Below are 25,341 nucleotides of genomic sequence, written 5' to 3' on the forward strand. Positions count from 1 at the left end.
CTGGGGGCGCAGCCCCCAGGGATGGGACGGGTAGGGGCGGCGGGGGCGAAGAAACCTACGACCGGCCACGCCACTGCGCCGGCACTACCGGCACCCTGAACCACACCGCCTTGCCCGACTCCGTGGCCCGGTGGCCGCAGGACGAGCTGAGTGTGCGGATCAGCAGCAACCCCCGGCCATGTTCCTGCCAGGGATCCGGCTCCTCGGACACCGGCCGCGTCAGGTTCCCCGGCGGCGCCGGATCGGGATCGTGCACCTCGACCTGGCAGCTGGTCGGCATCAGCTCCACCACCAGCTCTATCGGCGCGTCCCCCGCCGTGTGCTCCACGGCGTTCGCCACCAGCTCCGCGGTGAGCAGCTCCGCCGTGTCACAGTCCGCCGCCGCGTGTTCCAGCTCGGCCAGGGCCGTACGGACCAGCGCACGGGCGACGGGCACCGCCGCGGCGGTGTGCGGCAGGGCGATACGCCAGGAGGCGGGGGCGGAGGGCTCTTGCAAGGCGGTTCCGTTCATGGAGCAGGCTGTCCTGCTTTCAACATTAGGAATGGTACGGCGAGGTCCGGCAGAGGCATTTGTCGGGCGCCGCACGGGACCTAGGGCCCCGCTCACCGTCGGCTTACCCAGACCAACGGCCCGTCTCCCACAACCCCTCCCACTGTTACCGCCTTATTGACACCTCGTGACGGGACAGGATCACCGAAACAGACCGCGTGACCCCACCACCCCTATCGCGCACTCATGACGACAGTCATGGATGAGTGATAACTTCGAATGGTGAGTCCTTTCACCGGCTCGACCCCCCGCACCTCTACCTGGCACCACATCCGCCTCGACCTCGCCCCCACCGGCGTGGCCACCGTCACCCTCGCCCGCCCCGAGAAACTCAACGCCCTCACCTTCGGCGCCTACGCCGACCTCCGCGACCTGCTCGCCGAGCTGTCCCGGGAGCGGTCCGTACGGGCGCTGGTGCTGGCCGGGGCGGGCCGCGGCTTCTGCTCGGGCGGCGACGTCGACGAGATCATCGGCGCGACCCTGTCCATGGACACCGCCCAGCTGCTCGACTTCAACCGGATGACCGGGCAGGTCGTGCGGGCCGTACGGGAGTGCCCGTTCCCGGTGATCGCGGCGGTGCACGGCGTGGCGGCGGGCGCCGGCGCGGTCCTCGCCCTGGCCGCCGACTTCCGCGTCGCCGACCCCAGCGCCCGCTTCGCCTTCCTCTTCACCCGGGTCGGCCTCTCCGGCGGCGACATGGGCGCCGCCTACCTGCTGCCCCGGGTCGTCGGACTCGGCCACGCGACCCGCCTCCTGATGCTCGGCGAACCGGTACGCGCCCCCGAGGCCGAACGCATCGGCCTCATCAGCGAACTCACCGACGAAGGCCGAGCCGACGAGGCCGCCAAAACCCTGGCCCACCGCCTCGCCGAGGGCCCGGCCCTGGCATACGCCCAGACCAAAGCCCTCCTCACCGCCGAACTGGACATGCCCCTGTCGGCATCGGTGGAGCTCGACGCCGCCACTCAAGCTCTCCTCATGACCGGCGAGGACTACAAGGAGTTCCACGCCGCGTTCACAGAGAAACGCCCTCCCAAATGGAGCGGACGGTGACCGCGCCTACCCAAGGGGCGCGGGGAACTGCGCGACCAGCCACAGCGCACCCGCAGCCGCCGACAAGGACCAACCACCCCAGACGCATCGCGATCATCGGCGGCGGCCCCGCAGGCCTATACGCCGCGGCCCTGCTCAAACGCCGCCGACCCGATCGGGAGATCACCCTCTGGGAACGCAACGCCCCAGACGACACCTTCGGCTTCGGCGTCGTCCTCTCCGACGAAACCCTCGGCGGCATAGAACACGCCGACCCCGCCGTATACGAAGCCCTGCAACACCACTTCACCCGCTGGGACGACATAGACATCGTCCACCGCAACACCCGCCACACCTCCGGAGGACACGGCTTCGCCGCCCTCGGCAGACAACAGCTCCTGGAGATCCTGCACACCCGCTGCCGTGGACTCGGCGTCGAGCTGCGCTTCCGTTCGGAGGCGCCGTACCCGGCGTGGCTGGCGGAGACGTACGACCTGGTCATCGCCGCCGACGGGGTCCACAGCACGACCCGCGAGGCCTACGCCCAGGAGTTCCGGCCCCGGCTGACCACCCACCGCTGCCGCTACCTCTGGCTCGCCGCCGACTTCGCCTTCGACGCCTTCCGCTTCGAGATCGCGGAGACGGAGCACGGCGTGATGCAGCTCCACGGATACCCGTACGCCCCCGACGCCTCAACAGTGATCGTCGAGATGCGGGAGGAGGTATGGCGGGCAGCAGGCTTCAACGAAGACGAAAACGAACCGGACACCGCCTCCTCCGTCGACCGCTGCGCGAAAATCTTCGCCGACGCCCTCGGCGGACGCCCCCTCCGCGCGAACAAGTCCACCTGGACCACTTTCCGTACGGTCGTCAACGACCGCTGGTCCCACGGCAACGTCGTCCTCCTCGGGGACGCCGCCCACACCGCCCACTTCTCCATCGGCTCCGGCACCAAGCTCGCCGTCGAGGACGCCCTCGCGCTCGCCGCCTGTCTGGAGGAGCGGCCGACGCTCGCCGAGGCGCTGGCGGCGTACGAGGAGGAGCGGCGGCCTGTTGTCGAATCCACACAACGGGCGGCCCGCGCCAGTCTGGAGTGGTTCGAGAACCTGCCCCTCTATCTCGACCAGCCGCCCCGGCAGTTCGCGTTCAATCTCCTCACCCGCAGCCGCCGCGTCACCCACGACAACCTGCGGCTGCGCGATCCGCACTTCACCGCCGCCGTGGAGCGGGAGTTCGGCTGCCCGCCCGCCACCCCGCCGATGTTCACGCCCTTCCGGCTGCGCGAACTGACCCTCCGCAACCGTGTCGTCGTGTCCCCCATGGACATGTACTCGGCCACCGACGGCGTCCCCGGCGACTTCCACCTCGTCCACCTGGGTGCGAGAGCACTGGGCGGTGCCGGGCTGGTGATGACCGAGATGGTGTGCGTGAGCCCCGAGGGGCGGATCACCCCGGGCTGTGCCGGCCTCTACACCGACCGGCAGGCCGAGGCCTGGCAGCGCATCGCCGCCTTCGTGCACTCCCAGGCCCCCGGCACCGCACTCGGCATCCAGCTCGGCCACTCCGGCCGCAAGGGCTCGACGAAGCTGATGTGGGAGGGCATGGACGAGCCGCTGGCCGGTGACGGCAACTGGCCGCTCGTGGCCGCCTCCCCGATCCCGTACCGACCCGGCAGCCAGACCCCGCACGAACTCACCCGCACCCAACTCGCCACCATCCGCGAGGAGTTCACCGCAGCCGCCCGCCGAGCCGCCGACGCGGACTTCGACCTCCTCGAACTCCACTGCGCCCACGGCTACTTGCTCTCCGGCTTCCTCTCCCCGCTCACCAACCACCGAACGGACGCGTACGGCGGCCCGCTCGCCGACCGGCTCCGCTTCCCCCTCGAAGTCTTCGACGCCGTACGGGAGGTGTGGCCGGAGGAGCGGCCCATGACCGTGCGTATCTCGGCCACCGACTGGGCCGACGGAGGTACTACGGCCGAGGACGCCGTCGAGATCGCGCGCGCCTTCGTCGCCCATGGCGCCGACGCCATCGATGTGTCGACCGGGCAGGTGGTGGCCGACGAGCTTCCGGAGTACGGCCGTTCGTACCAGACCCCGTTCGCCGACCGGATTCGTCACGAGACCGGCGCCCCGGTGATCGCCGTCGGCGCGATCTCCTCCTGGGACGACGTCAACTCCCTGATCCTGGCGGGCCGTACGGACCTCTGCGCCCTCGCCCGCCCCCATCTCTACGACCCGAACTGGACCCTGCACGCGGCGGCCGAGCAGGAGTACGAGGGTCCGGGCGTCGTCTGGCCGGCGCCGTACCGCGCGGGCAGCCGACGCCCCCGCGCGGGACGTACGGACGCGCCCAAACCCCGGCTCACACTGAACAGTTGACCTCGGCCATGCCTGCCGTCAGGGTCGAGCCGTCCGCCGGGTCGACCAGCAGGAAGGCGCCCGTGCGGCGGGACACCGCGTAGTCGTCGAGGGCGAGTGGCTCGGCGGTGCGCAGGGTGACGCGGCCCAGGTCGTTCGCCGCCAACTCGGTTGCCCCGCCCAGGTCTTTGACCACGGCCTTGACCGTACGGGTCGTGTGCTTCACCAGGACCCGGTCGCCGACGCGCAGCGGCCGGTCGGTGAGATGGCAGACGGACGCGCGGACGTCCTGCGTGAGCGCGGGCGCGTCCACCCCGGCGGTGAGCATGTCCCCGCGCGAGACGTCCCGTTGGTCGGCCAACCGGACGCTGATCGACTGGGGTGCGTACGCGGTCCGGGCCGCCGTACCCAGCACGTCGATGCCGGTGATCTCGGAGGTCTCCCCGGACGGATGCACGGTCACCCGGTCGCCGACCCGCAGCGAGCCGGACACCAACTGCCCGGCGTAGTGCCGGACTTCAGCATGCCGGATCACGTACTGGACCGGGAAGCGGGCCGGGGCGTCGGCGGGGTCGCCGCCCACCGGGACGTTCTCCAGGTGGTCGAGGAGCGCCGGGCCGCCGTACCAGTCCATGTGGGTGGAGGGGTCCACGACGTTGTCGCCAGCGAGCGCCGAGACAGGGATCGGGGTGAAGCCGCCCAACCTCGACCCGCCTCCCGACTCACCTGCCAACTCATCCGCGTACGAGGCGAATTCGGCGACGATCCGGTCGAACCGCTCCTCCTCGTACCCGACCAGGTCCATCTTGTTGACGGCCAGCACGATGTGCGGGACCCGCAGCAGGGCCGCCACGGCCGCGTGCCGCCGGGTCTGCTCGACCACGCCGTTGCGGGCGTCGACGAGGATGATCGCCAGGTCGGCCGTGGACGCGCCGGTGACCATGTTGCGGGTGTACTGCACATGCCCGGGGGTGTCGGCGAGGATGAACCGGCGCCGGGGTGTGGCGAAGTAGCGGTAGGCCACGTCGATGGTGATGCCCTGCTCGCGTTCGGCACGAAGACCGTCCGTGAGCAGCGCCAGGTCGGGAGCGTCCTGCCCACGGCTCGCCGAGACCCGCTCCACGGCCTCCAACTGGTCGGCGAGCACCGACTTGGAGTCGTGCAGCAGCCGGCCCACGAGGGTGGACTTGCCGTCGTCGACGGAACCGGCCGTCGCGAACCGCAGCGTGTCAACAGCCTTAGCAGAGACGGAGGTTGCACTGATCGTTGCACTCATGGCTAGAAGTACCCCTCGCGCTTGCGGTCTTCCATCGCGGCCTCGGACATCTTGTCGTCGGCGCGGGTGGCACCCCGCTCGGTGAGCCGGGACGCGGCGATCTCCGCGATCACGTCGTCGAGCGTGCCCGCGTCCGAGTCGACGGCACCCGTGCAGGACATGTCCCCGACGGTCCGGTACCGCACCCGGCGCTTCTCGACCACCTCGCCCGCCCGTGGCCCGCCCCACTCACCGGCGGTCAGCCACATACCGCCCCGCCGGAACACCTCGCGGTAGTGCGCGAAGTAGATCTCGGGCAGCTCGATGCCCTCGCGGGCGATGTACTGCCAGACGTCCAGCTCGGTCCAGTTGCTCAAGGGAAACACGCGGACATGCTCGCCTGGTGCGTGCCGTCCGTTGTACAGGTTCCACAACTCCGGGCGTTGCCTGCGCGGGTCCCACTGAGAGAACTCGTCCCGGAGCGAGAACACGCGCTCCTTCGCCCGCGCCTTCTCCTCGTCCCGGCGCCCGCCGCCGAAGACCGCGTCGAACCGCTCGCTCTGGATCTTCTCCGTCAACGGCACGGTCTGGAGCGGGTTCCGCGTCCCGTCCGGCCGCTCCCGCAGCACACCCCGGTCGATGTACTCCTGTACGGAGGCCACATGCAGCCGCAGACCGTGGGCCGCCACCACCCGGTCGCGATACGCGAGCACCTCGGCGAAGTTGTGCCCGGTGTCCACATGCAGCAGCGGGAACGGGACCGGTGCCGGAGTGAACGCCTTGAGTGCCAGATGCAGCATGACGATCGAGTCCTTGCCGCCGGAGAACAGGATCACCGGCCGCTCGAACTCGCCCGCCACCTCACGGAAGATGTGCACGGCCTCGGACTCCAGCGCGTCCAGATGCGACAACGCGAACCGGCCCCCACCATTCCCGCCCCCACCATTCCCGCTCACACGAGCCCCCGCTCCGCCAGCACCGCGTACACCGCGTCCGCCGACTCCGCCGGGGTCTGGTCCTGTGTCCGCAGGGTCAGCGCCGGGTCCTCCGGGGGCTCGTACGGGTCGTCGACGCCGGTCAGACCGGTCAGCCGGCCCGCCGCCTGCCGGGCGTACAGGCCCTTCACGTCCCGCTCGCTGCACACCTCGACCGGGGTCGCGACATGGACCTCGATGTACGGGGTCCCGCTCGCGTCGTGCCGTTTGTGCACGGCCTCGCGGCTGTCGGCGTACGGGGCGATCACCGGGACGACCGACAGGACGCCGTTGCGGGCGAGCACCTCGGAGACGAGGCCGATGCGCTGGACGTTGGTGTTGCGGTCCTCGCGGGAGAAGCCGAGGCCGGCGGAGAGGAAGCGGCGGATCTCGTCGCCGTCGAGGACCTCCACCCGGTGCCCCTCGCTGCGCAGCCGGTCGCCGAGCAGCTGGGCGATCGTCGTCTTACCCGCGCTCGGCAGCCCGGTGAGCCAGACAGTGGCTCCCTGAGCCCTGGTCGGTCCCTTGGGCCTGGCCGTGGTGGTCATACGCAACAGTCCTCGTCTCTCTCCCGGCGTGCGGCCCCCCGGACGTTAGGTAAGAAACTTGAGAAGAGGCGAAGAGGAAGCTGAGGGTTCCGTTAGTGACGCCTGATGTGGCCGAGGTCACATGCGGGTGCACGTGTCACCGGCGTCCCACCGGCGTCGGACCCGCGTCACAGCCCCACGAACCCGGCCCCCGCGTCCCGCAGCCGGGCATGCAGCCCCTGGAAGACGGCCGCCGAGCGGACGCCCGGCCAGTCCGCCGGGAGCAGATGGGCGGGCAGGCCGGGGTCGGCGTACGGCAGATGGCGCCAGGAGTCCAGGGCCAGCAGATAGTCGCGGTAGGCCTCCTCGGGCGGGGTGTCCTCGCGCTTCTCCCAGCCGAGCAGCACCGGCGCGTGGCGGTCGAGGAACGCCTCGTGCTCCTTGGCGATCGCGGCCAGGTCCCACCAGCGGGACACCGCCTCGACCGTCGCCGCGAAGCCCAGGTGCTCACCGCGGAAGAAGTCGACGTACGGGTCGAGGCGCAGCCGCTCCAGGGTGTGCCGGGTCTCCTCGTAGAGGCGCGCCGGGGCGATCCACACGCCCGGGGTCGCCGTGCCGAAGCCGAGTCCGGCCAGGCGGGAACGGAGGACATGGCGCTTCTGGCGCTCCGACTCGGGGACGGAGAACACCGCGAGCACCCAGCCCTCGTCGTGCGGCGGGGGAGCGGCGGCGTACACGCGCCGGTCGCCGTCGTCGAGCAACTGGCGCGCGTCGGGCGAGAGTTCGTACCCGGCCGCGCCCTGTGCCGTACGGGCCGGCAGGAGCAGGCCGCGCCGCTTCAGCCGGGACACGGAGGACCGTACGGAGGGCGCGTCGACGCCGACCGCGGCGAGGAGCCGGATCAGCTCGGCGACGGGTACCGGGCCGGGCATGAAACGGCCGTACGCGCCGTAGAGCGTGACGATGAGGGACCGAGGGGCGTGCTGTTCGGACACGTTGATCATTTTAGGCCGCCGGGATCACTGGTTGTCGCCATTTCCGCTGGTCAACTACCTCCGGTGGTTGATTTCTGGTCAAGATCACTTCATGTGAGGGGCTGTGTCGGGTCGGTGCGCAGCCGGAAGCGCTGGAGCTTGCCGGTCGCCGTCCGGGGCAGGGCGTCCAGGAAGACGATCTCGCGCGGACACTTGTACGGCGCCAGCTCCTCCCTGACGTACGCGCGCAGCGCCTCCGCGTCCCGCCGCGCGCCCTCCCTGAGCACCGCGTACGCCACCACGACCTGCCCGCGCGCCTCGTCGGCCCGCCCCACCACCGCCGTCTCCACGACGTCCGGATGGCGCAGCAGCGCCTCCTCGACCTCCGGGCCCGCGATGTTGTACCCGGCCGAGATGATCATGTCGTCCGCCCGTGCCACGTACCGGAAGTACCCGTCGCCCTCCCGCACATACGTGTCCCCGGTGATGTTCCACCCGTCCCGCACATATGTGCCCTGGCGTGGATCGGCGAGATAGCGGCAGCCGACCGGACCGCGCACCGCGAGCAGCCCCGGCGTGCCGTCGGGCACCGGCTCGCCGTTCTCGTCCTGCACGCGCGCGTGCCACCCCGGTACCGGCACCCCGGTCGTACCGGGCCTGATGTCCTGGTCGGCCGCCGAGATGAAGATGTGCAGCAGCTCGGTCGCGCCGATGCCGTTGATCAGCCGCAGCCCGGTGCGCTCGTACCAGGCCTGCCAGGTGGCGGCGGGCAGGTTCTCGCCCGCCGACACGCACCGGCGCAGCGATCCGGTGTCGTGCGCGTCCAGCCCGTCCAGCATCGCCCGGTACGCCGTCGGCGCCGTGAACAGCACCGAGACCCCGTGCGCGGCGATGGCCGGCAACAGCTGTTTGGGGCCCGCCTGTTCGAGGAGGAGCGCGCTGGCCCCGGCCCGCATCGGGAAGACCACCAGACCGCCGAGCCCGAAGGTGAAACCGAGCGGCGGACTGCCCGCGAAGACGTCGTCCGCGTGCGGTTTCAGTACGTGCCGCGAGAACGTGTCGGCGATGGCGAGCACATCCCGGTGGAAGTGCATGCACCCTTTCGGGCGACCGGTGGTGCCCGACGTGAACGCGATCAGCGCCACGTCGTCGGCCGCGGTGTCCACGGCGGGGTACGGGGTGGTGGGCACCGGACGGTTCAGCAGGTCGTCGAGGCCGTCACCGCCGTACGGCACGATCCGCAGCCCCGGTATCTCCGCCTTGCTGAGGTCGTCGAGGGCCCGGATGTCGCACAGGGCGTGCCCTATCCGGGCCATCTCGCACATCGTGCTCAGCTCCTGCGGACGCTGCTGGGCCAGCACGGTGACCGCGACCGCCCCCGCCTTCAGCACCGCCAGCCAGCAGGCCGCGAGCCAGGGTGTGGTGGGGCCTCGCAGGAGGACCCGGTTGCCCGGTACGACCCCGAGGTCCCGGGTGAGGACGTGCGCGACCCGGTCGACCCGGGTGCGCAGCTCACCGTACGTCCACACCTCACCGGCGGCGGTACGGAACACCGGGCGCCCGGGGTCGGCGCCGTCGCCGGCCAGTAGCTCGGCCGCGCAGTTCAGCCGGTCGGGGTAACGCAGCTCGGGCAGGTCGAAGCGGAGGCCGGGCCACTGGTCCGGGGGCGGGAGGCTGTCGCGCGCGAACGTGTCGACGTGGGCCGAGGGGACCCGCCGCGCGGGATCGGCGCGGTCCTCGGGAACCCTGCCGTGCCCGGGGTGCCTGGGACGCATGGGGTGCATGGGATCCATGGCGGTTCGCCCCCTTGCCGTGGTGGGCGTAGTGGTGGGCCGGGGCCTGTCCTGCGCTGTCCTGCACAAGGAGCGTATCGTGTTGGTGACGGCAGTCAACGGTGCGCGATACCGTCAGGAGGGGCCGTGGACGACGGCCTCGGAGGGAGGACCGGCGATGCCCGCATTCTCGCTCGAACCGGCACAGGCCGCCTGGTGTGCCGAGCTGCGCACGCTGGCCGCCGACCGGCTGCGCCCGCTCGCGGAGAAGGGGGAACCGGGCCACGTCAACCGTCCCCTCGTCGCCGAACTCGGCCAACTCGGGCTGCTCTCCCGCCTGTTCACCTCGGGCGCGCTCGACCTGTGCCTGATGCGGGAGTCCCTCGCCCACGCCTGTACGGAGGCGGAGACCGCCCTCGCCCTCCAGGGCCTCGGCGCCCATCCGGTGCACGCCCACGGCACCCCGGCCCAGCGCGCACGCTGGCTGCCCCGGGTGAGCGAGGGCAGCGCGGTGGCCGCCTTCGCGCTGAGCGAGCCGGGCGCGGGCTCCGACGCGGCGGCCCTGTCCCTCACGGCCGCCCCCGACGGCCCCTCCGGCTGGCGCCTCACCGGCGAGAAGTGCTGGATCTCCAACGCCCCCGAGGCCGACTTCTACACCGTCTTCGCCCGTACGACAGCGGGCGCCGGGGCCCGTGGAGTCACGGCCTTCCTGCTCCCCGCCGACCGGCCCGGCCTCACCGGCAGCGCCCTCGACATGCTCTCCCCGCACCCCATCGGCGCCCTCGCCCTCGACGCCGTACCGGTGACCGTGGACGACGTCATCGGCGAACCCGACCGCGGCTTCCGGGTCGCCATGGGCACGCTGAACCTGTTCCGGCCGAGCGTCGGCGCCTTCGCGGTCGGCATGGCCCAGGCCGCCCTGGACGCGACCCTCGCCCACACGGCCCAACGGGACGCGTTCGGCGGCAAGTTGAAGGACCTCCAGGCCGTCTCCCACCAGGTCGCCGAGATGGCCCTGCGCACGGAGGCGGCCCGGCTGATGGTCTACGCGGCAGCGGCGGCGTACGACGAAGGCGCCCAAGGGGTCCCGAGGCGCGCCGCGATGGCGAAGCTGCTGGCCACCGAGACCGCGCAGTACGTCGTCGACGCGGCCGTCCAGCTGCACGGCGCGCGGGCGCTGCGGCGCGGCCATCTCCTCGAACACCTCTACCGGGAGGTACGGGCGCCGCGTATCTACGAGGGGGCGAGTGAGGTCCAACGGACGGTCATCGCCAAGGAGTTGTACAAGGAGTTGGACGAGGAGGTGCACGCCGGATGAGTGATGTCGAGCGGGTCAATCCTGCCGGGCTGTCGCCGCCCGCCGGCTTCTCGCACGCCGTCGTCGCCACCGGCTCCCGGCTGGTGTTCCTCGCGGGGCAGACCGCGCTCGACGCCGACGGGAAGGTCGTAGGAGACACGCTGGTCGAGCAGTTCGAGAGGGCCCTCGGGAATCTGCTCGCCGCACTGCACGCGGCCGGCGGTACGCCCGCCGACCTGGCCAGGGTCACGGTGTACGCCACGGACGTCGCCGACTATCGCGCCCAGGCCCCTCAACTCGGCCGTGTCTGGAGGAGGTTGGCGGGGCGCGACTATCCGGCGATGGCGGTCGTCGGGATCGTACGGCTGTGGGACGAAGAGGCCCTGGTGGAGCTGGACGGCTTCGCGGTGCTGCCGTAGAGAGTGGTCAGAGGTTGTTCAGGCCGCGGTCATCAGGCGGTGCGGGGAGACCACGCTGCCGTCGGGCAGCAGCTCGCCGGTGTCGTCGAAGACGATCGCGCCGTTGCACAGGAGGTTCCAGCCCTGCTCGGGGTGGAAGGCGACGATGTGCGCGGCGTCCCGGTCGGGGCGGTCGGCCGAGGGGCACGCGGGCTGGTGTGAACACATGGTGTGCCTCCGGATCGGATGCTGGTGCTCGGGTGCGGTGCTTCCTTGCGTCTTTGCGGCCTTGCTTCCCTGCCAGTTCTGACGATGCCCGTGCCGGGGGCCCGGCGCCAAGTCGAGGCGAGGAAGCGTGACAGCACGCGGACGTGCTGTGACACCACTCTGACAATTCCGCCGTTCCGAGAAGACGAGAAGATCCGAAAAGCGGGGCAGTCGGCGTGCACGACTCGCCGACGAAGGGGTGATGATCACGCGCGCGGGCGCGGAGGGCCAGTACCTGTGGAGTCCCCCCAAGGAGGTTTCCCCATGTCTGTTTCCTTCCGGTCCCTCTCCCGTGCCGCTGCCGTCGCAGCCGGTGCCGCGCTGCTCACCGTGTCCCAGGCCGCGACGCCCGCAGCCGCCGACGAGGGCTTCGACCAGGTCACGGTCGAGTCCGGCAGCATCACGCCCGACGGCGAACTCACGCTCGCCGGCAGCTACCGCTGCCTCAGCACCGGCGGTTCCGTCCGCGTCGCCGCCTCGATCGAGCGCGGCGAGAACGTCTGGCACGGCCTGGACAGCATCCCCGCGAGCTGTGACGGCTCCTGGCACCAGTGGTCGAACACCAAGGCCACTGAGCCGGGCGCGTACGAGCCCGGCCCGGTGCGGGTGAAGACCAGCCTGGTGGAGTTCCGCCGCTCGGGCTTCATCCCGCTGCCGACGGTCCACTCGGAGCGGATCCAGGAGGTTGTCCTCGTCGGAGCCTGAGGCACGGATCCCGAGGCCCTGTCCGCATGGACAGGGCCTCGGGCATGCCGGGCCACGGCTCGCGGGAGGTCAGGGAGGCGGCTCGACCACGAAGGTGCCCGGTGGGGGACGCTTCTCGGCCAGGGCCTCGCCCCCGGCGAGTCTGGCCCGCAGGCGGACGACGGCGCCCGGGACGAGACCCGCTGCGAGGGTGCTCGGTACGGCGAGGTCGAGACGGTGTCCGATGTGCCGGGACAGCAGGTCGGCGTGGCCGGCGACCGGCCGGGCGTCGAGGACGTCGGTGCCCAGCCGGTCCCAGCCACTCAGTTGTGGATGCGGGCCCGTCGTGACCAGGCGAACGGTCAGCGCGGTGAGATTCTCGGTCGCCTGCACCATGGCCCATGCCCTCCGCCTGGCCGGGGCGTCCTAGCCTCGACGGTGAGCGCGTCCGGCGCCCGGGGTGGACTCCACGGTGCGCGATGCGCCGTCACGCTCGTGCCGCGGGCCGCCTTCGAGGACCGGCTCGGCAGAGCTCCGCGTGTCCCTCGCCATGGTCTGCTCCAGAGCCGACAGCCGCGCCTGGAAGCTGTCGATCATCTCTGCCAGTCCGACCGTGCCGTCCGCCTCGGCCCGCGTCGCCGTGACACCGACCGGCACATGGACCGGTCCCGGTACGGTGACCGCGACCGTCGCCGTCATCGTGGGCCCGGACGCCGAGATGCCGGTGACCGAGACGCCGGTCGGGGCGCCCGAGTGGGAGTGGGAACTGGGGGCGCTCGTCGGCCCGAACGTGGTGTTCCCGGTGCTTCCGGGATAGGGGTCGCCCTTGTCGCCGCGGTTCGCCGACCACTCGAGGTCCTGGTCGTTGTCGGCCTGCACCAGGCCCACCATGTAGTGGGTCTCGTCGGAGTTGTCCGGCTGGTGCTCGTCGACGTGCCAGATCAGGAGCCCGTCGCCGGGCAGTGACGCGTCGTAGCCGGTGCGCTGGCGGTTCTCGACCAGGAAGTACTCGCTGCCCGGCAGCCCGCCGGACCACAGGCGGTGCACCTGGTGACTGTTCTTGACGTCGGGGATCGACAGGGTCGCCGAGCCGGAGACGTTGGACACCGTCGCCCACCCCTGGTCGACCTTGCACCAGGCGGACGGATGCGTCGGCCGGTAGCCCTTGTCTCCCCATGAACCGCCGGCCATCAGGCACCAGTTGCCGATGCCTTCCGAAGTGCCGTCGATGTCGTACAGGTCGGGGAAGCCGAACAGCAGATGCCCCAACTCATGGGCGCAGACGCCGATCCTGGCGTCCTCGGGGATGGTGAGGTAGGCGAAGATGCGCGCCCCGTCCGCGTTGTGGGCGTTCGGCAGGGTCCACTTGTGCGACCAGATGTCGCCGGGGTCACCGGTGACCTCGCCGCCCGGCCCCGCGTGCAGGACGATGAAGGCGTCGACGAATCCGTTGCCGTCGTTGTCGTACGGCGCGTAGTTGATCTGTGGGTCCGCGGCCATGGCGGTGTCCCGTGCCATGAGGTGGGCCCGGGGCTGTCCGGAGGGCTTGCCTATGCCGAAGTTGCCGTTCGCGTACCAGGACAGGTCCCGCGGCAGCCGGACGGGTCCGACGACCTCGCCGACGATGTCGACCAGACCGTGGGTGACCTCGCGGTAGTACTCGCGGACGCTGCCCTTCGGCATCGCGCCGAGCGAGAAGAACAGTTCCTCGAAGTGCTGCTTGTCCTGCGTCATCTCCTTGTCGTCGAAGTCGGCGAGGACGACGACGACACGTACGGCGCCGGTGAGTGGTCTGCGTTCGGCGGCCGCGGCGGCGATGGTGGCACGCGGTGTGCCGACGGGGAACTCACCGGGCGGGACGATCGTGCCGTCGTCGAACCCGAGGGGCCGCGGCCCGCCGCCCACGACGAACTGGTTGCCGAGCGCCGAGGCGCCGCGAATGCGCTGCTGTTCTTCCTGGAGCCGCTCCCGCAGTTCCGGACTGGGGCTCACGGCGCAGAAGTCGGACCAGACTGCGCGGGCACCGGGGCGGTGAGAAGGGCGATCAGCCATGACGATCTCCTGACGAGGAGAAAGGTGGGGTCCCCACCAGTCACACACGCCGCGATGGCACCCGCAACCGCAGTGCGGGAGAGGGAGATTTACCTAAGGCCGGGACGACCGAAGGAAGAATTTTCAATCATCCCGAGCCTGAGCTTCATGGAGGCCGGCCGCCGGTGACGGTGCTACGCGCCGGTCAGCCCCCGCATCCATTCCTCGACCTCGTCGGACGTACGGGGCAGCCCGGCCGACAGATTCTCGTGGCCGTCCGCCGTCACCAGGATGTCGTCCTCGATCCGGACCCCGATGCCCCGGTACTCCGCGGGCACGGTCAGGTCGTCCGGCTGGAAGTACAGGCCCGGCTCGACCGTGAGGATCATGCCCGGTTCGAGGACGCCGTCGACATACAGCTCGGTCCGCGCCTTGGCGCAGTCGTGCACGTCCAGGCCGAGCATGTGACCGGTGCCGGCCATGGTGAAGCGGCGCTGGAGGGCCAGCTCGTACACGTCGTCCGGGTCGCCCTCCAGGAGGCCCCACTCGACGAGCTTCTCGGCCAGGTGGCGCTGGGCGGCGACATGGAAGTCCCGGTACGCGGCACCGGGCTTGACCGTCCGGATACCGGCTTCCTGGGCCTCGTACACCGCGTCGTAGATCTTGCGCTGGAGCGGGGTGAAGGTGCCGCTGATGGGGAGGGTGCGGGTGACGTCGGCCGTGTAGAGGGAGTTCGTCTCCACGCCCGCGTCGAGCAACAGCAGCTCGCCCGGGCGGACTTCACCGTCGTTGCGCTGCCAGTGCATGATCGTGGCGTGCTCGCCGGCGGCGCAGATCGAGCCGTAGCCGATGTCGTTGCCCTCAAGTCGGGCGCGGCGGAAGAAGGTTCCCTCGATCCAGCGCTCCGAGGTGGCGATCGCGGTCGCCAACTCCCGTACGACATCCACGAATCCGCGTACGGTCGAGTCGACCGCCCTGCGCATCTCGCCGATCTCCCAGTCGTCCTTCACCAGACGCAGCTCGGACAGCACCGTCCTCAGCTCGGTGTCCCGGTCCTCGTCCGTCGTCACGGCGGCCTCGAGTTCGGCGTCGTAGCCGCGCACGATCCGGGTGGGGACGGCGGGGGCCGCGCCCAGCTCGGCGGCGGCCTCGCGGACGTCACGGCAGGGCAGGCCGAGGACCTGTTCGGCCTCGGCGAGGGAGTGCCGGCGGCCGACCCACAGCTCGCCCTTGGCCGCGCCCTGCCAGAACTCGCCGCTGTCCCGGTCGGAGCGGGGCAGGAGATAGGCGACGGCGTCGTGACCGCCGGTGTCCGCGCGGGGTTCGAGGACGAGGAGCGCGTCCACCGTCTGGTCGCCCGTGAGATGGACGTACTCGGTGGACGGGCGGAACGGGTAGTGCGTGTCGTTGGCGCGGACCTTGAGGTTGCCGGCCGGGACGACCAGACGCTCGCCGGGGAAACGGGCGGAGAGAGCGGCGCGGCGCTCGGCGGCGTAGGGCGCCTGCTCGATGGGGCGCAGGTCCTGGAGTTCGGTGTCGGCCCAGCCGGTCGTCATCAGCTCGGCCAGCTGGGGGGAGACGGACGGGTAGAGGCGGTTCTTGCGGTCCTTGGTCTCGGCGGTCTCTTCGGTCTCGGCGGTTCCGGTCGAATCCGTGGACACCTGGGGGCACCTTCTTCGTCTTGAGGCGAGGTCAGCTCGGCAGCAGTTGAGGCGCACTGGCAGTTCGAGGAACATCGTACTAGCGCGATTTTGGGGCATTGGAAATGAGAGTGGCGCTGACCTGCGCTTATCGAAAGGCGCGGCGGTGATCTTTGCGCGGGGCCTCCGGCCGACGGCCGGAGGGCGCAGTGCTTCTCGCGTCTCTGCCGACGGGCACCGAGGACGCCCCTACGGACTCGGCCAGCCAGCGGATCGCCGAGGTGGAGGACAACCGCATTCCTACGGGCACCGACTCGGCTGTGCCCGAGTCGCCCCAGTCGGGCGACGAAGGTCATGGCGGCCTGTCATGCGGTTGCTTCCACCTTCAACCGCTGCTGACGGCGGCTGCGTTGCAGGATCGGATCGGGGACGGGTGCGGCCGAGACCAGGCGCCGGGTGTACTCGTGCCGCGGCCGGTCGCACACGTCGGTGCTGCGGCCTTCTTCGACGATGCGTCCGTGTTGCAGTACCAGGGTGCGTGCCGCGAACTCCTTGACGACGGCGAGGTCGTGCGTGATGAACAGGTAGGCGCATCCGAGCGTGTGCTGGAGTTCGGAGAGGAGACTCAGTGCGGCGGCCTGGGTGGTGACGTCGAGGGCGCTGGTCGGCTCGTCGCAGATGATGAGCCTCGGTTGCCGGGCGACCGCCCGGGCGATGGCGATGCGCTGGCGCTGACCTCCGCTGAACTGGGCCGGATACCGGTCGGCCGCGTCCTCGGGCAGGCCCACACGGCGCAGCAGATCGCCGATGCGATCGCGGACCTCCTGGCGTGACCGGGGCGAACCGGTGAGCAGGGGTTCGGCCAGCGTCCGGCCCACGGGCAGCGCCGGGTTGAGCGACCCGTACGGGTTCTGGAAGATCGCCTGGAGGTCGCAGGACAGCAGTCGGCGGGCCCGGCCGGCGAGGCGGGTGATGTCCCGCCCGTCGAGCAGTACGCGTCCGTCGCTGACCGGGGTGAGTCCCAGCACCGCCCTGCCGATGGTCGTCTTTCCCGAGCCGGACTCGCCCACGAGGGCGACCGTCTCGGCCTGACCGACCTCGAACGACACGTCCTCGATGACGGTGGTCGGGGGCCTGCGGAAGCCACGGGTCGGGTAGCGGACCGCCAGGGAGTCGAGCTGGAGTACAGGTGTTGTGGTCACGCGATCCTGCTCTCGGTACGAGCGATGCTGGGCGTGCTCTCGATGAGCTTCTTCGTGTACGGGTGCCGGGGCCGGTAGAACATGTCCTCGACCGAGCCCTCTTCGACGATCCGGCCGTTCTCCATCACGATCGCGCGGTCGCAGCTGTCGGCCACCACCCCCAGGTCGTGGGTGATCAGGATGATCGCCATGCCGTGTTCGTCGCGCAGCGACCGCAGCAGGTCCAGGATGCCCGCCTGTACGGTCACGTCGAGTGCCGTGGTGGGCTCGTCGGCGATCAGTACCTTCGGGGATCCGGCCAGCGCCATGGCGATGACGACGCGCTGGAGCATGCCGCCGGACAGTTCGTGGGGGTGCCGGCGCGCGATGTCGTCGGGATCGCGCAGGTGGACGCTGGTGAGCAGCTCGCGGATCCGCTGCCGTACGGCGTCCTTGCCGCCCTGCACGTCACCGGTGCGCCGGACGACCTCGGACAACTGGGAGCCGATGGTGAAGTACGGGTCGAGCGCCACCATGGGTTCCTGCGACACCAGGGCGATGTCCCGGCCCCTGATGCGTTGTAGCTCCCGCTCCGGCAGACCGCTGATGCGGGTGCCCGACAGCCATGCCGAGCCACCCGTCACGGACCCGTTGGGGGCGAGCAGCCCGAGCAGGGACAGGCCCGTCACCGTCTTTCCACTGCCCGATTCGCCCACCAGCCCGAAGATCTCACCGGGGCGGACCGTGAAGCTGATCGAGTCGACCACGGTACGCGGCCCCTGCGCCGTGGCGAAGGCGATCGAGTAGTCCTGTACGGCGAGCACCGCCTCGACCGACGGTGTGTCCGACGGCTTGGCGGCATCCTGAGGGGCCGCCACGGGAACCGGTCGGCGCAGCCGGCCGCCGCCGGTGGCCTGCCGCCGGTCCTGGTCGAGGTCGCGCAGCCCGTCGCCGACCAGCCCGAAGGACAGGGACATCAGGCCGATCACGCCACCGGAGACGAACAGCAGATAGGGGTCCTGCTGCATGATCTGCGCGGCCTCCCCGACCATGCCGCCCCAACTCGGGGCGGGCGCCGGCGTGGCAAGGCCCAGGAATCCGAGGCCGGTCTGGATGGCCAGGGCATTGCCCGAGAAGAGGAAGACCGGGACCAGCAACTGCCCTGTCAGACGGGGGAGGATGTGCCGGGCCATGATCCGTGCCGGGCCGAGCCCCGACACCCGGGCGGCGTCCACGAACAGTTCCTCGCGCAGCTCCAGGCAGGAGCTGCGGATGATCCGGGCGAGGCCCGCGGAGGCGAAGAAGCCGAGCGTGAGCATGGCGGCGACGTTGCTCTGGTAGAAGATCGCGAGGACGGCGAGCGTGATGATGACCGCGGGAACCGAGAGCATGATGTCCAGCACGGCGACGATGAACCGGTCGGTCCAGCCGCGCAGATAGCCGGCCAGAACGCCCAGCGACATGCCGAAGACGGCGTAGACGAGTACGGCCAGCCCCACCCCGATCAGGGTGGGCCGTCCGCCGTGGAGGAGCCGGCTCAGCACGTCGCGGCCGAGGACGTCGGTGCCCAGCGGATGGTTCGCCGACGGACCGGACAGGGTGTGGAACAGGTCCTGCGCAAGCGGCGGATGCGGTGCCAGGAGCGGGGCGAGGATCACGGCGACGGTGATCACGGTGACCACGAGAAGCGCTGTGACGGTGACGGGACGGCGCCATATCCCGGCGAAGGGATTGGTCCTCGCCCGCGATCGCGCCTTCGGGGGCGGCTCGACAGTGGTCATTCCGTACGTACCTTCGGGTTGAGGAGGCTGTAGAGGACATCGACGAGAAGGTTCACCACCATGACCATGACCGTGAAGGTGATGGCGAGGCCCTGCACGACCGGTAGATCGTGCTGATTGGTCGCGTCCACGACCGTGGTGCCCAGACCGGGCAGGGTGAAGACGTTCTCGACGAGGATCGTGCCGGGGATGAACGTGATCATCATGAGGCCGATCGTGGTCACCACCGGCAGTCCGCAGCCCCGCAGGGCGTGCTTCCAGATGATCGACGAGGACCGGATGCCGGAGGCCCGCAGCGTTCTGATGTGGTCGAGGGCGAGGGTGGACAGCATCGCGTCGCGAGTGACCTTGGAGATGAAGGCGATTCCCCCGATCGAGAGAGCTACCACCGGCAGGACGAGGCCGGCCGCCCATTGCCCCGGGGACTGGGCGAACGGGGTGTACCCGGTGGCGGGGAAGATCGCGAACTTGACGGCGAACACGGCGACCAGCAGCAGCGCGATCCAGAAGTTGGGCACCGCGCTGCCCAGCAGGGACACGATGTCGAACAGCCGACGGCTGAACCGGCCGCGCGTCGCGCTGAACACGCCGAGAACCACGCCGACCAGGCTCGCGACCACGGTCCCCCCGATCACCAGCGCCAGGGTGACAGGCAGACGCTGCCCGATCAGCCCCAGCACGGATTCGCCGGTGAACAGCGAATCGCCGAGGTCACCCCGCAGGAGGTCGCGGAGGTACAGCCAGTACTGCACGACGACCGGCTGGTCGAGATGCATCGCGGCCCTCAGCGCGTCGTACTGCTCCTGCGTCGCGTTGATGCCGAGCACTGTTCGTGCCGGATCTCCCGGCACGAACGATTCGAGAAGGAAAGTGATCGCCGAGACGATCACAAGGAGCGGGATGGACAGTGCCAGCCTGCGGAGAAGGATGGGAAACATCGGTCCTCGTCAGCGAACGGTCCACGTGGTGTTCGAGGTCAGCTGGGCGCCGCCCTCCGGGAACTGCACGCCGTGCAGCTTGGTGTTGTACATGGCGATCGTGTCCGTACCGGACACCGGCAGCGCGAGCGCCTTCCGCACGATCACATCGGTGAGATCTTTCGCCGCCGCCCCGCTGGACTTCGCGTCCGACTTGGCGAGCCGGGCGTAGGCGGCGTCGACATCCACGTCGGTCACGCCGAAGAGGTTCATGATGCCCGTCTTGGTGAAGCCCGCCTGCTGTGCGTAGAAGTTGGGCTCGCCACCCGTGCCGGGTGACAGCACGGTGGCCGCGTACTTCTTCGACAGCAGGTCGTTGATCCAGGCGCCGAAGTTCGTGGCGGCCCTGAGCTCCAGCCTGACGCCCACGTTGGAGAGCTGGTCCTGAACGGCCTGGACCATCTTGGCCGTCGAGGGGTCGAACGACCCGTAGTTCACCGGGATGGTCAGCCCCTTCTCGTACCCCGCCGCCTTCAGCAACTCCTTGGCCTTGGCGGGGTCGTAGGGGTACATCTTCGCGGCTGCGGAGCTGTAGCCGTCGTAACCGGGCATCGCGGGCTGGGAGACCGGTGTACCGAAGTCGCCGTAGACCGCCTTCGTGATCGCGGTGCGATCGACGGCGAAGTTCAGTGCCTGCCGGACACGCTCGTCGCCCAGCCCCTTGACGACGGTGCCTTCACGGTCCAGGAGGAACAGGCCCGACCAGGTGGTGGGCTTCTTGAGCGTGGTGAGCGCCTTGTCGCCCTTGATGGTCGGCGCCACGTCCGGAGTGCCGTACATGAGGTCGATCTGCCCGGACTTCAGGGCCTGCACCTGCGAGTTGGCGTTCGGCATCACCCGGACGGTGATCTTCTTGAAGTGGACGGCGGACTGGTCCCAGAAGTTCTTGTTCGGAACGAAGACGTAGTGGTCACCGGAGACCGACTGCTGGGCGCTGTACACGTACGGCCCGGCGCCGAACGTCGCGGAGGCCAGCTGCTTCGGGTTCTTCAGCCCGGCCGGGCTGATGACGGCGCCGCCCATGTACGAGGGCGTGAACAGGGTGCCCATGTCGGGGTTCGGTGTCGGGCTGCTGATCGCCACGGTCGAACTGTCCGGTGCGGAGAAGGTCAGGGGACGGAAGTAGGCGACGGTGGGTCCACTGCCCTTCTGGAAGTACTTGAACGAGTTGACGACATCGGTGGCGGTGATCGGCGTACCGTCGGCGAACTTCACGCCCTTGCGCAGACGGAGCTCGAACTTGGTGTTCCCCTGGCCGATGTAGCCCCACTTGTCGGCCAGCCCGGCCCCCAGGGTTCCGTCGGCCTTGCGGGTCAGCAGCGTCGCGTAGGCGGGGTCCATGTAGTTCAGGAAGGGCCCGACGGCGACCTGGGCGGGGTCCAGGCTGTTGGGCGCCGAGGACAGGGCGACGGTCAGGTTCACCGGGCCGGTGCTGCCGCCGTTGCCTGCGTCGGTCTGTCCACCGCCGCAGGCGGCGAGTGCGAGCGTCGCCACCACGCCGATCGAGGCCTGGAGTGCGGTTCTTCTCTTCATTGAGGGTCTCCGTTGCGTGGAAGTGCCGGGGAGAGGGGCAGGAACCGGGAAGATCGGCTGACTCGTGGGGCGCCTGTGAGAGGGATGGTCCAGGAGGCGGCCCGGGTCTGGAGTTGGCGATCCCGGCGTGGGTCGAGCGGGTCTCCGCGGCTTTTGTGGCCGACTGCGATCAGCGGTTGGATGACCCCGCCACGGCTACTTTGAGTAGCTTTAACGTGTCGCTAACACGTTAAAGTGGGTGTCCTGTAAATTAACTGTGTCTCTCGCATTGCGCAAGAGGTTCCTGGAAGGCGGTTGTGAGTGGCACCACGGAGCAGAAGGGTCACCAGTGCGGATGTGGCCCGTGAGGCCGGTGTTTCCCGGGCGACGGTGAGCTTCGTCCTCAACAACACGGCACATCAGAAGATCACCGACGCGACCCGGCAACGCGTCCTGACGGCTGCGGCCATGCTCGGCTACGCCCCGTCGCCTGCAGCGCGAACGCTCCGCAACGGGCGTTCCGACGTGGTGCTCGGGCTGCTGCCCGACTGGCCTCTCGGCCACTCGGCGGGAGAGCTGATCCAGGAGCTGACCCGCGCGTTCGCGAGTCGCAGTCTGACCTTCGTCGTCCACTCCAGCATCCGGGGGGCCCGCTCGCTGGGTGAGATCTGGAAGGCTCTCACCCCGGCCGCCGTGCTGGCCTTCGAACCGTTCTCCGACCTCGACTCCGCGGCGATGCGGGCCGCCGGCATCGAGGTGATCGTCGCCATGTACGACTCGCAGGAGCACGGGTCGGGCGAGGGCGTCACCAGCGGGCGCAGGATCGGCGCCGTGCAGGCTCGCCATCTGGCCGCCTCGCACCGGCGCCTGGGATACGCGTACCCCGACGAGGAACGGGTCGCCGTGTTCGCCCGGCCACGCCTGGACGGCGTCCGGGAGGTCTGCGCCGACCTGGGGCTGCCCGATCCCGACGTCCGGACCATCCCGCTCACACCGAGCGGGGCGGCCGACGCCATCCGGGCATGGCGTGCCATGGACACACCGGTGACCGGTATCTGCGCGTTCAACGACGAGGTCGCCATGGCTGTGCTGGCCGGAGTGCAGTACCTGGGCCTCCAGGCGCCCCGGGACATCGCGGTGATCGGCGTCGACAACAGCCCCGCCTCGGCAGTGGCCTGTCCACCGCTGACCACGGTCGTCCAGGACGTCGCCGCCGTCGCCGAGCACTACGCGGACTCCGTGACCGCCGCGCTCGCCGGTACGCAGGCCTCCGAGGAACTGGTCGAGCAGCACATCCGGCTGGAGGTGCGTGAGTCGGCGTGACCGCCTGACGTCATCGTGGCCGAGGCGACCGGACCGGGGCGGCACCGCTCCCGCACCCCGGCCGCCCCTTCCCGTGTCCAAGGAGGGCACAGAGAGCTGATCCGCCGGAACAGGCACAGACCGAGGTCGTCGTCGAGATCCCCGGGGGTCGCCGGAGCGCGCGGGCCGGTGCCGGTCAGGACGTACAGACCGTGGAACCCGGGCTCCATGGCCATGCTGTGGCCGCACGGCGGCGGCTTCCTCGCCGGCGACCTCGACATGCCCGAGGTGTACGTCGTGGCATCCGAACGGACTGCGCGGGCCCAGGTGTCGGTGGTTTCCGTCGACTGTCGGCTGGAGACAGGCGGGGTCCGTTGTCCGGTTCCGCCGGACGACGCGTGTGTGCCACGCGGCGATGGTTCCGTACCGATCTGGCCGCCGACGCCGGAACCGTGGCCCTCGGCGGAGCGGGCGCGGGTGCGGCCCGCTGTCGTGTCAGGGAACAGCGGGCCGCGGTCTGTGGGGCCGGTGTACGCAACCCGGCGCGACTGCTCAGGCGTCGACGGTCTCCGCGTACGCCTCGCTCATCTTGATGAGCTGCTCCAGCACCTCACCGGGTAGCGGTGCGGGCAGGAAGCCGGTGAACTGGCGCATCGTCATGGACGACAGCAGGAGCAGCGCGCCGTCGTTTCCCTCCACGACTGCGGCGGACTGTTCCTTGGTGAGTCCGGATGTCATCGCCGCTGTCAGGGCAGGACCGACGGTCGGGTGGGTGAACCACTCGCCGGCGGTGGAGTCGAGGGTGAGCGGCCGCAACACGTTGTCGCCCTTGAGGACCAGGGCGGCGGTGTCGGCGACCTCGTGGGCGTTGTCGGCGAGCTGCACCTGGTGGTTCCCGGCGGCGACGGTCCAGTCGGCGCGGGTGATGTCCCAGTAGGCGAAGGCCCGGCGGTCGAGGGCGATTTCGACGGTGGTGCTCTCGCCCGGAGCGAGTGCCACCTTGGCGAAGCCGCGCAGTTCCCGGGCCGGACTGCTGACCGGCCGCTCGGGCGCGGACACATAGACCTGGACCACGTGCTTGCCGAAGCGGTCGCCGGTGTTCGTGACGCCGACACTCGCAGTGGCGGTGTCAGGGCCGGTGGGCGTGACCCGGAAGTCGGTCTGCTCGAAGGAGGTGTAGCTCAGGCCGTGGCCGAAGGGGTAGCGGACGGCCACGTCGGCGGTCTCGTAGTAGCGGTAGCCGACCATCACGCCCTCCCCGTAGCGGACATGGTCCTGCTCGCCGGGGAAGTTGAGGAAGGACGGGTTGTCGCTCAGCCGGTACGGGATGGTCTCGGCGAGGCGGCCGGAGGGGTTGACCCGGCCGGTGAGCACATCGGCGATGGCTCCGCCGCCGGCCTGGCCGGGCAGCCAGGCCTCGACCACGGCGTCCACCTCGTCGTGCCAGCCCTCCAGAGAGACCACACCACCGTTGACCAGCACCACGACGACACGGCGGGTGGCCCCTGCCACGGCGCGGATCAACTCGGTCTGCCGGGGCGGCAGCAGGAGATGCTCACGGTCGTAGCCCTCCGACTCGTCGGCGTCGGGCAGACCGACGACGAGCACGGCGACGTCCGCCGCAGCGGCCAACGCGACAGCCTCCTCGCGCAGTTGGGCGGTGTCGGAACGATCCGTGGTGCGATGTCCCTCGGCGAAATCGACCTGGGCGCCGGGCAGCAGCGCGCGCAACTCCTCCAACGCACTGTCCACGCAGGTGGCGTTGACGTGGGAGCTGCCGCCGCCCTGGTGGCGCAGGGTCGTGGCGAACTCGCCGATGACGGCGATGCGGCCGGTGGGGGAGAGCGGCAGGGTCCGGTCGCGGTTCTTCAACAGCACCAGGGCGTCGGCGGCGACCTCGCGGGCGAGCCGGTGATGCGCGGCGAAGTCCACTGTCACCGGGTCGACCTGCGCGCGGACCCGCTCGGCGAGGGTGCGCAGTCTGTCGACAGTGGTGTCGACGACGGTCTCGTCCAACTCGCCGGCACGGACCGCGTCGGCGACCTGTGCGTCGGTGTCGCGATGAGTGCCCGGCATCTCCAGGTCGGTACCGGCGATCAGCGCGGCGACGCGGTCACCGACGGCTCCCCAGTCGGAGAGGACCAGTCCGTCGAAGCCCCACTCCTCGCGGAGCACCTGGGTGAGCAGCCAACGGTTCTCGGCGGCCGGAACGCCGTTGAGCTTGTTGTAGGCGCACATGACGGTTGCCGGGCGGGCCTCGGTCACGATCCGCTCGAACGCCGGGAAGTAGATCTCGCGCAGGGTGCGTTCGTCGACGTCGACGCTCACCCGCATGCGGTCGGTCTCCTGGTTGTTGGCCGCGAAGTGTTTGACCGAGGCGCCCACGCCCTGGCTCTGCACACCGGTCACATGCGCCGCTCCCAGTACGCCGCTGAGCAACGGGTCCTCCGAGAAGTACTCGAAGTTGCGGCCGCACAACGGCGAGCGCTTGATGTTGACGCCGGGGCCCAGCAGTACGTCGACCCCGAGAGCTCGGGCTTCGCGTCCGAGCGCTTCTCCCACCCGGCCGATCAGTTCCGCGTCCCAGGTCGAGGCCAGCGCGACCGAGGGCGGGAAACAGGTCGCCGGATGACTGTCGTGCAGGCCGAGGTGGTCGGCGTCCGAGCGCTGGAGCCGGACGCCGTGCGGACCGTCGCTCAGTACGAGGGAGGGAATCCCCGCTCGCTCGGCGGGCTTGCTCGACCACATGTCCCGCCCCGAGAGCAGCACGGTCTTCTCGTCGAGACTCAGCTCGGCCGGGCCGTGATCGTGGTTGGTCGCCATG

The 25,341-nt window shown here is 70.2% G+C and carries 21 protein-coding genes; 6 read left to right on the forward strand and 15 right to left on the reverse strand.

Features of this window, described 5'->3' with window-relative positions:
- Window positions 1–55: 55 nt before the first annotated feature.
- The gene (locus tag ACWCRB_RS34115) at window positions 56–511 is read right to left on the reverse strand and encodes an ATP-binding protein (protein ID WP_450999756.1); all 456 of its coding nucleotides are present in this window, start codon (window positions 509–511) and stop codon (window positions 56–58) included.
- A 261-nt stretch (window positions 512–772) separates the two neighbouring features.
- On the opposite strand from ACWCRB_RS34115, the gene ACWCRB_RS34120 reads away from it, so the two are divergent.
- Window positions 773–1,603, forward strand: a complete 831-nt coding sequence (locus ACWCRB_RS34120; protein ID WP_450999757.1) for an enoyl-CoA hydratase family protein — start codon at window positions 773–775, stop codon at window positions 1,601–1,603.
- Window positions 1,588–3,966: a bifunctional salicylyl-CoA 5-hydroxylase/oxidoreductase gene (locus ACWCRB_RS34125; protein WP_450999758.1), complete on the forward strand. Its 2,379-nt coding sequence runs from the start codon at window positions 1,588–1,590 to the stop codon at window positions 3,964–3,966. The genes ACWCRB_RS34120 and ACWCRB_RS34125 overlap by 16 nt, the downstream gene beginning before the upstream one ends.
- On the opposite strand, the gene ACWCRB_RS34130 is transcribed toward ACWCRB_RS34125, so the two are convergent.
- The 5 genes from ACWCRB_RS34130 to ACWCRB_RS34150 form a co-directional block, all read right to left on the reverse strand.
- Window positions 3,950–5,221 carry a sulfate adenylyltransferase subunit 1 gene (locus tag ACWCRB_RS34130; RefSeq protein WP_450999759.1) on the reverse strand — a complete coding sequence of 424 codons (1,272 nt, stop codon included), beginning with the start codon at window positions 5,219–5,221 and terminating at the stop codon, window positions 3,950–3,952. The genes ACWCRB_RS34125 and ACWCRB_RS34130 overlap by 17 nt on opposite strands.
- Before the next feature lie 2 nt (window positions 5,222–5,223).
- Window positions 5,224–6,156 carry a sulfate adenylyltransferase subunit CysD gene (gene cysD, locus ACWCRB_RS34135; protein WP_450999760.1) on the reverse strand — a complete coding sequence of 311 codons (933 nt, stop codon included), beginning with the start codon at window positions 6,154–6,156 and terminating at the stop codon, window positions 5,224–5,226.
- Complete coding sequence (gene cysC / locus ACWCRB_RS34140; protein WP_450999761.1) at window positions 6,153–6,722, reverse strand: adenylyl-sulfate kinase; 570 nt, start codon at window positions 6,720–6,722, stop codon at window positions 6,153–6,155. Before cysC ends, cysD begins: the two co-directional genes overlap by 4 nt.
- A gap of 167 nt (window positions 6,723–6,889) precedes the next feature.
- On the reverse strand, window positions 6,890–7,705 hold the full coding sequence (locus tag ACWCRB_RS34145) for a PaaX family transcriptional regulator (protein WP_450999762.1): 816 nt from the start codon (window positions 7,703–7,705) through the stop codon (window positions 6,890–6,892).
- Window positions 7,706–7,785: 80 nt separating this feature from the next.
- On the reverse strand, window positions 7,786–9,450 hold the full coding sequence (locus ACWCRB_RS34150) for an AMP-binding protein (RefSeq protein WP_450999763.1): 1,665 nt from the start codon (window positions 9,448–9,450) through the stop codon (window positions 7,786–7,788).
- A gap of 175 nt (window positions 9,451–9,625) precedes the next feature.
- Here ACWCRB_RS34150 and ACWCRB_RS34155 point away from each other — a divergent pair, with 175 nt between their 5' ends.
- On the forward strand, window positions 9,626–10,765 hold the full coding sequence (locus ACWCRB_RS34155; protein ID WP_450999764.1) for an acyl-CoA dehydrogenase family protein: 1,140 nt from the start codon (window positions 9,626–9,628) through the stop codon (window positions 10,763–10,765).
- A complete protein-coding gene (locus tag ACWCRB_RS34160) occupies window positions 10,762–11,163 on the forward strand; it encodes a RidA family protein (protein ID WP_450999765.1) in 402 nt (133 codons plus the stop codon). Before ACWCRB_RS34155 ends, ACWCRB_RS34160 begins: the two co-directional genes overlap by 4 nt.
- Before the next feature lie 18 nt (window positions 11,164–11,181).
- Here ACWCRB_RS34160 and ACWCRB_RS34165 read toward each other — a convergent pair whose 3' ends face one another.
- Window positions 11,182–11,370 (reverse strand): DUF5999 family protein, encoded by a 189-nt coding sequence (locus ACWCRB_RS34165; RefSeq protein ID WP_369029428.1) that lies wholly within the window; start codon window positions 11,368–11,370, stop codon window positions 11,182–11,184.
- A 303-nt stretch (window positions 11,371–11,673) separates the two neighbouring features.
- Between ACWCRB_RS34165 and ACWCRB_RS34170 the strand changes: the two genes are divergently transcribed.
- On the forward strand, window positions 11,674–12,114 hold the full coding sequence (locus ACWCRB_RS34170) for a DUF6299 family protein (RefSeq protein ID WP_450999766.1): 441 nt from the start codon (window positions 11,674–11,676) through the stop codon (window positions 12,112–12,114).
- Window positions 12,115–12,183: 69 nt separating this feature from the next.
- Here the strand turns inward: ACWCRB_RS34170 and ACWCRB_RS34175 are convergent, their stop codons facing one another.
- The 7 genes from ACWCRB_RS34175 to ACWCRB_RS34205 all read right to left on the reverse strand — a co-directional run bounded on the left by ACWCRB_RS34175 (window position 12,184) and on the right by ACWCRB_RS34205 (window position 21,236).
- Window positions 12,184–12,489, reverse strand: coding sequence for a hypothetical protein (locus tag ACWCRB_RS34175; protein ID WP_450999767.1), 306 nt, complete (start codon window positions 12,487–12,489; stop codon window positions 12,184–12,186).
- A gap of 30 nt (window positions 12,490–12,519) precedes the next feature.
- The gene (locus tag ACWCRB_RS34180) at window positions 12,520–14,085 is read right to left on the reverse strand and encodes a M6 family metalloprotease domain-containing protein (RefSeq protein ID WP_450999768.1); all 1,566 of its coding nucleotides are present in this window, start codon (window positions 14,083–14,085) and stop codon (window positions 12,520–12,522) included.
- Window positions 14,086–14,318: 233 nt separating this feature from the next.
- The gene (locus tag ACWCRB_RS34185; RefSeq protein WP_450999781.1) at window positions 14,319–15,680 is read right to left on the reverse strand and encodes an aminopeptidase P family protein; all 1,362 of its coding nucleotides are present in this window, start codon (window positions 15,678–15,680) and stop codon (window positions 14,319–14,321) included.
- A gap of 449 nt (window positions 15,681–16,129) precedes the next feature.
- Complete coding sequence (locus tag ACWCRB_RS34190) at window positions 16,130–16,966, reverse strand: ATP-binding cassette domain-containing protein (RefSeq protein WP_450999769.1); 837 nt, start codon at window positions 16,964–16,966, stop codon at window positions 16,130–16,132.
- Window positions 16,963–18,726 (reverse strand): dipeptide/oligopeptide/nickel ABC transporter permease/ATP-binding protein, encoded by a 1,764-nt coding sequence (locus ACWCRB_RS34195; protein ID WP_450999770.1) that lies wholly within the window; start codon window positions 18,724–18,726, stop codon window positions 16,963–16,965. The genes ACWCRB_RS34190 and ACWCRB_RS34195 overlap by 4 nt, the downstream gene beginning before the upstream one ends.
- A complete protein-coding gene (locus ACWCRB_RS34200) occupies window positions 18,723–19,664 on the reverse strand; it encodes an ABC transporter permease (RefSeq protein WP_450999771.1) in 942 nt (313 codons plus the stop codon). The genes ACWCRB_RS34195 and ACWCRB_RS34200 overlap by 4 nt, the downstream gene beginning before the upstream one ends.
- Before the next feature lie 9 nt (window positions 19,665–19,673).
- Window positions 19,674–21,236: an ABC transporter substrate-binding protein gene (locus tag ACWCRB_RS34205; RefSeq protein WP_450999772.1), complete on the reverse strand. Its 1,563-nt coding sequence runs from the start codon at window positions 21,234–21,236 to the stop codon at window positions 19,674–19,676.
- A gap of 300 nt (window positions 21,237–21,536) precedes the next feature.
- Between ACWCRB_RS34205 and ACWCRB_RS34210 the strand changes: the two genes are divergently transcribed.
- Window positions 21,537–22,538 carry a LacI family DNA-binding transcriptional regulator gene (locus ACWCRB_RS34210; protein WP_450999773.1) on the forward strand — a complete coding sequence of 334 codons (1,002 nt, stop codon included), beginning with the start codon at window positions 21,537–21,539 and terminating at the stop codon, window positions 22,536–22,538.
- A 531-nt stretch (window positions 22,539–23,069) separates the two neighbouring features.
- Here the strand turns inward: ACWCRB_RS34210 and ACWCRB_RS34215 are convergent.
- A complete protein-coding gene (locus ACWCRB_RS34215; protein WP_450999774.1) occupies window positions 23,070–25,340 on the reverse strand; it encodes a glycoside hydrolase family 3 C-terminal domain-containing protein in 2,271 nt (756 codons plus the stop codon).
- Between the last annotated feature and the right edge of the window lies 1 nt (window position 25,341).

The organism is Streptomyces sp. NPDC002156 (genome assembly GCF_053593675.1).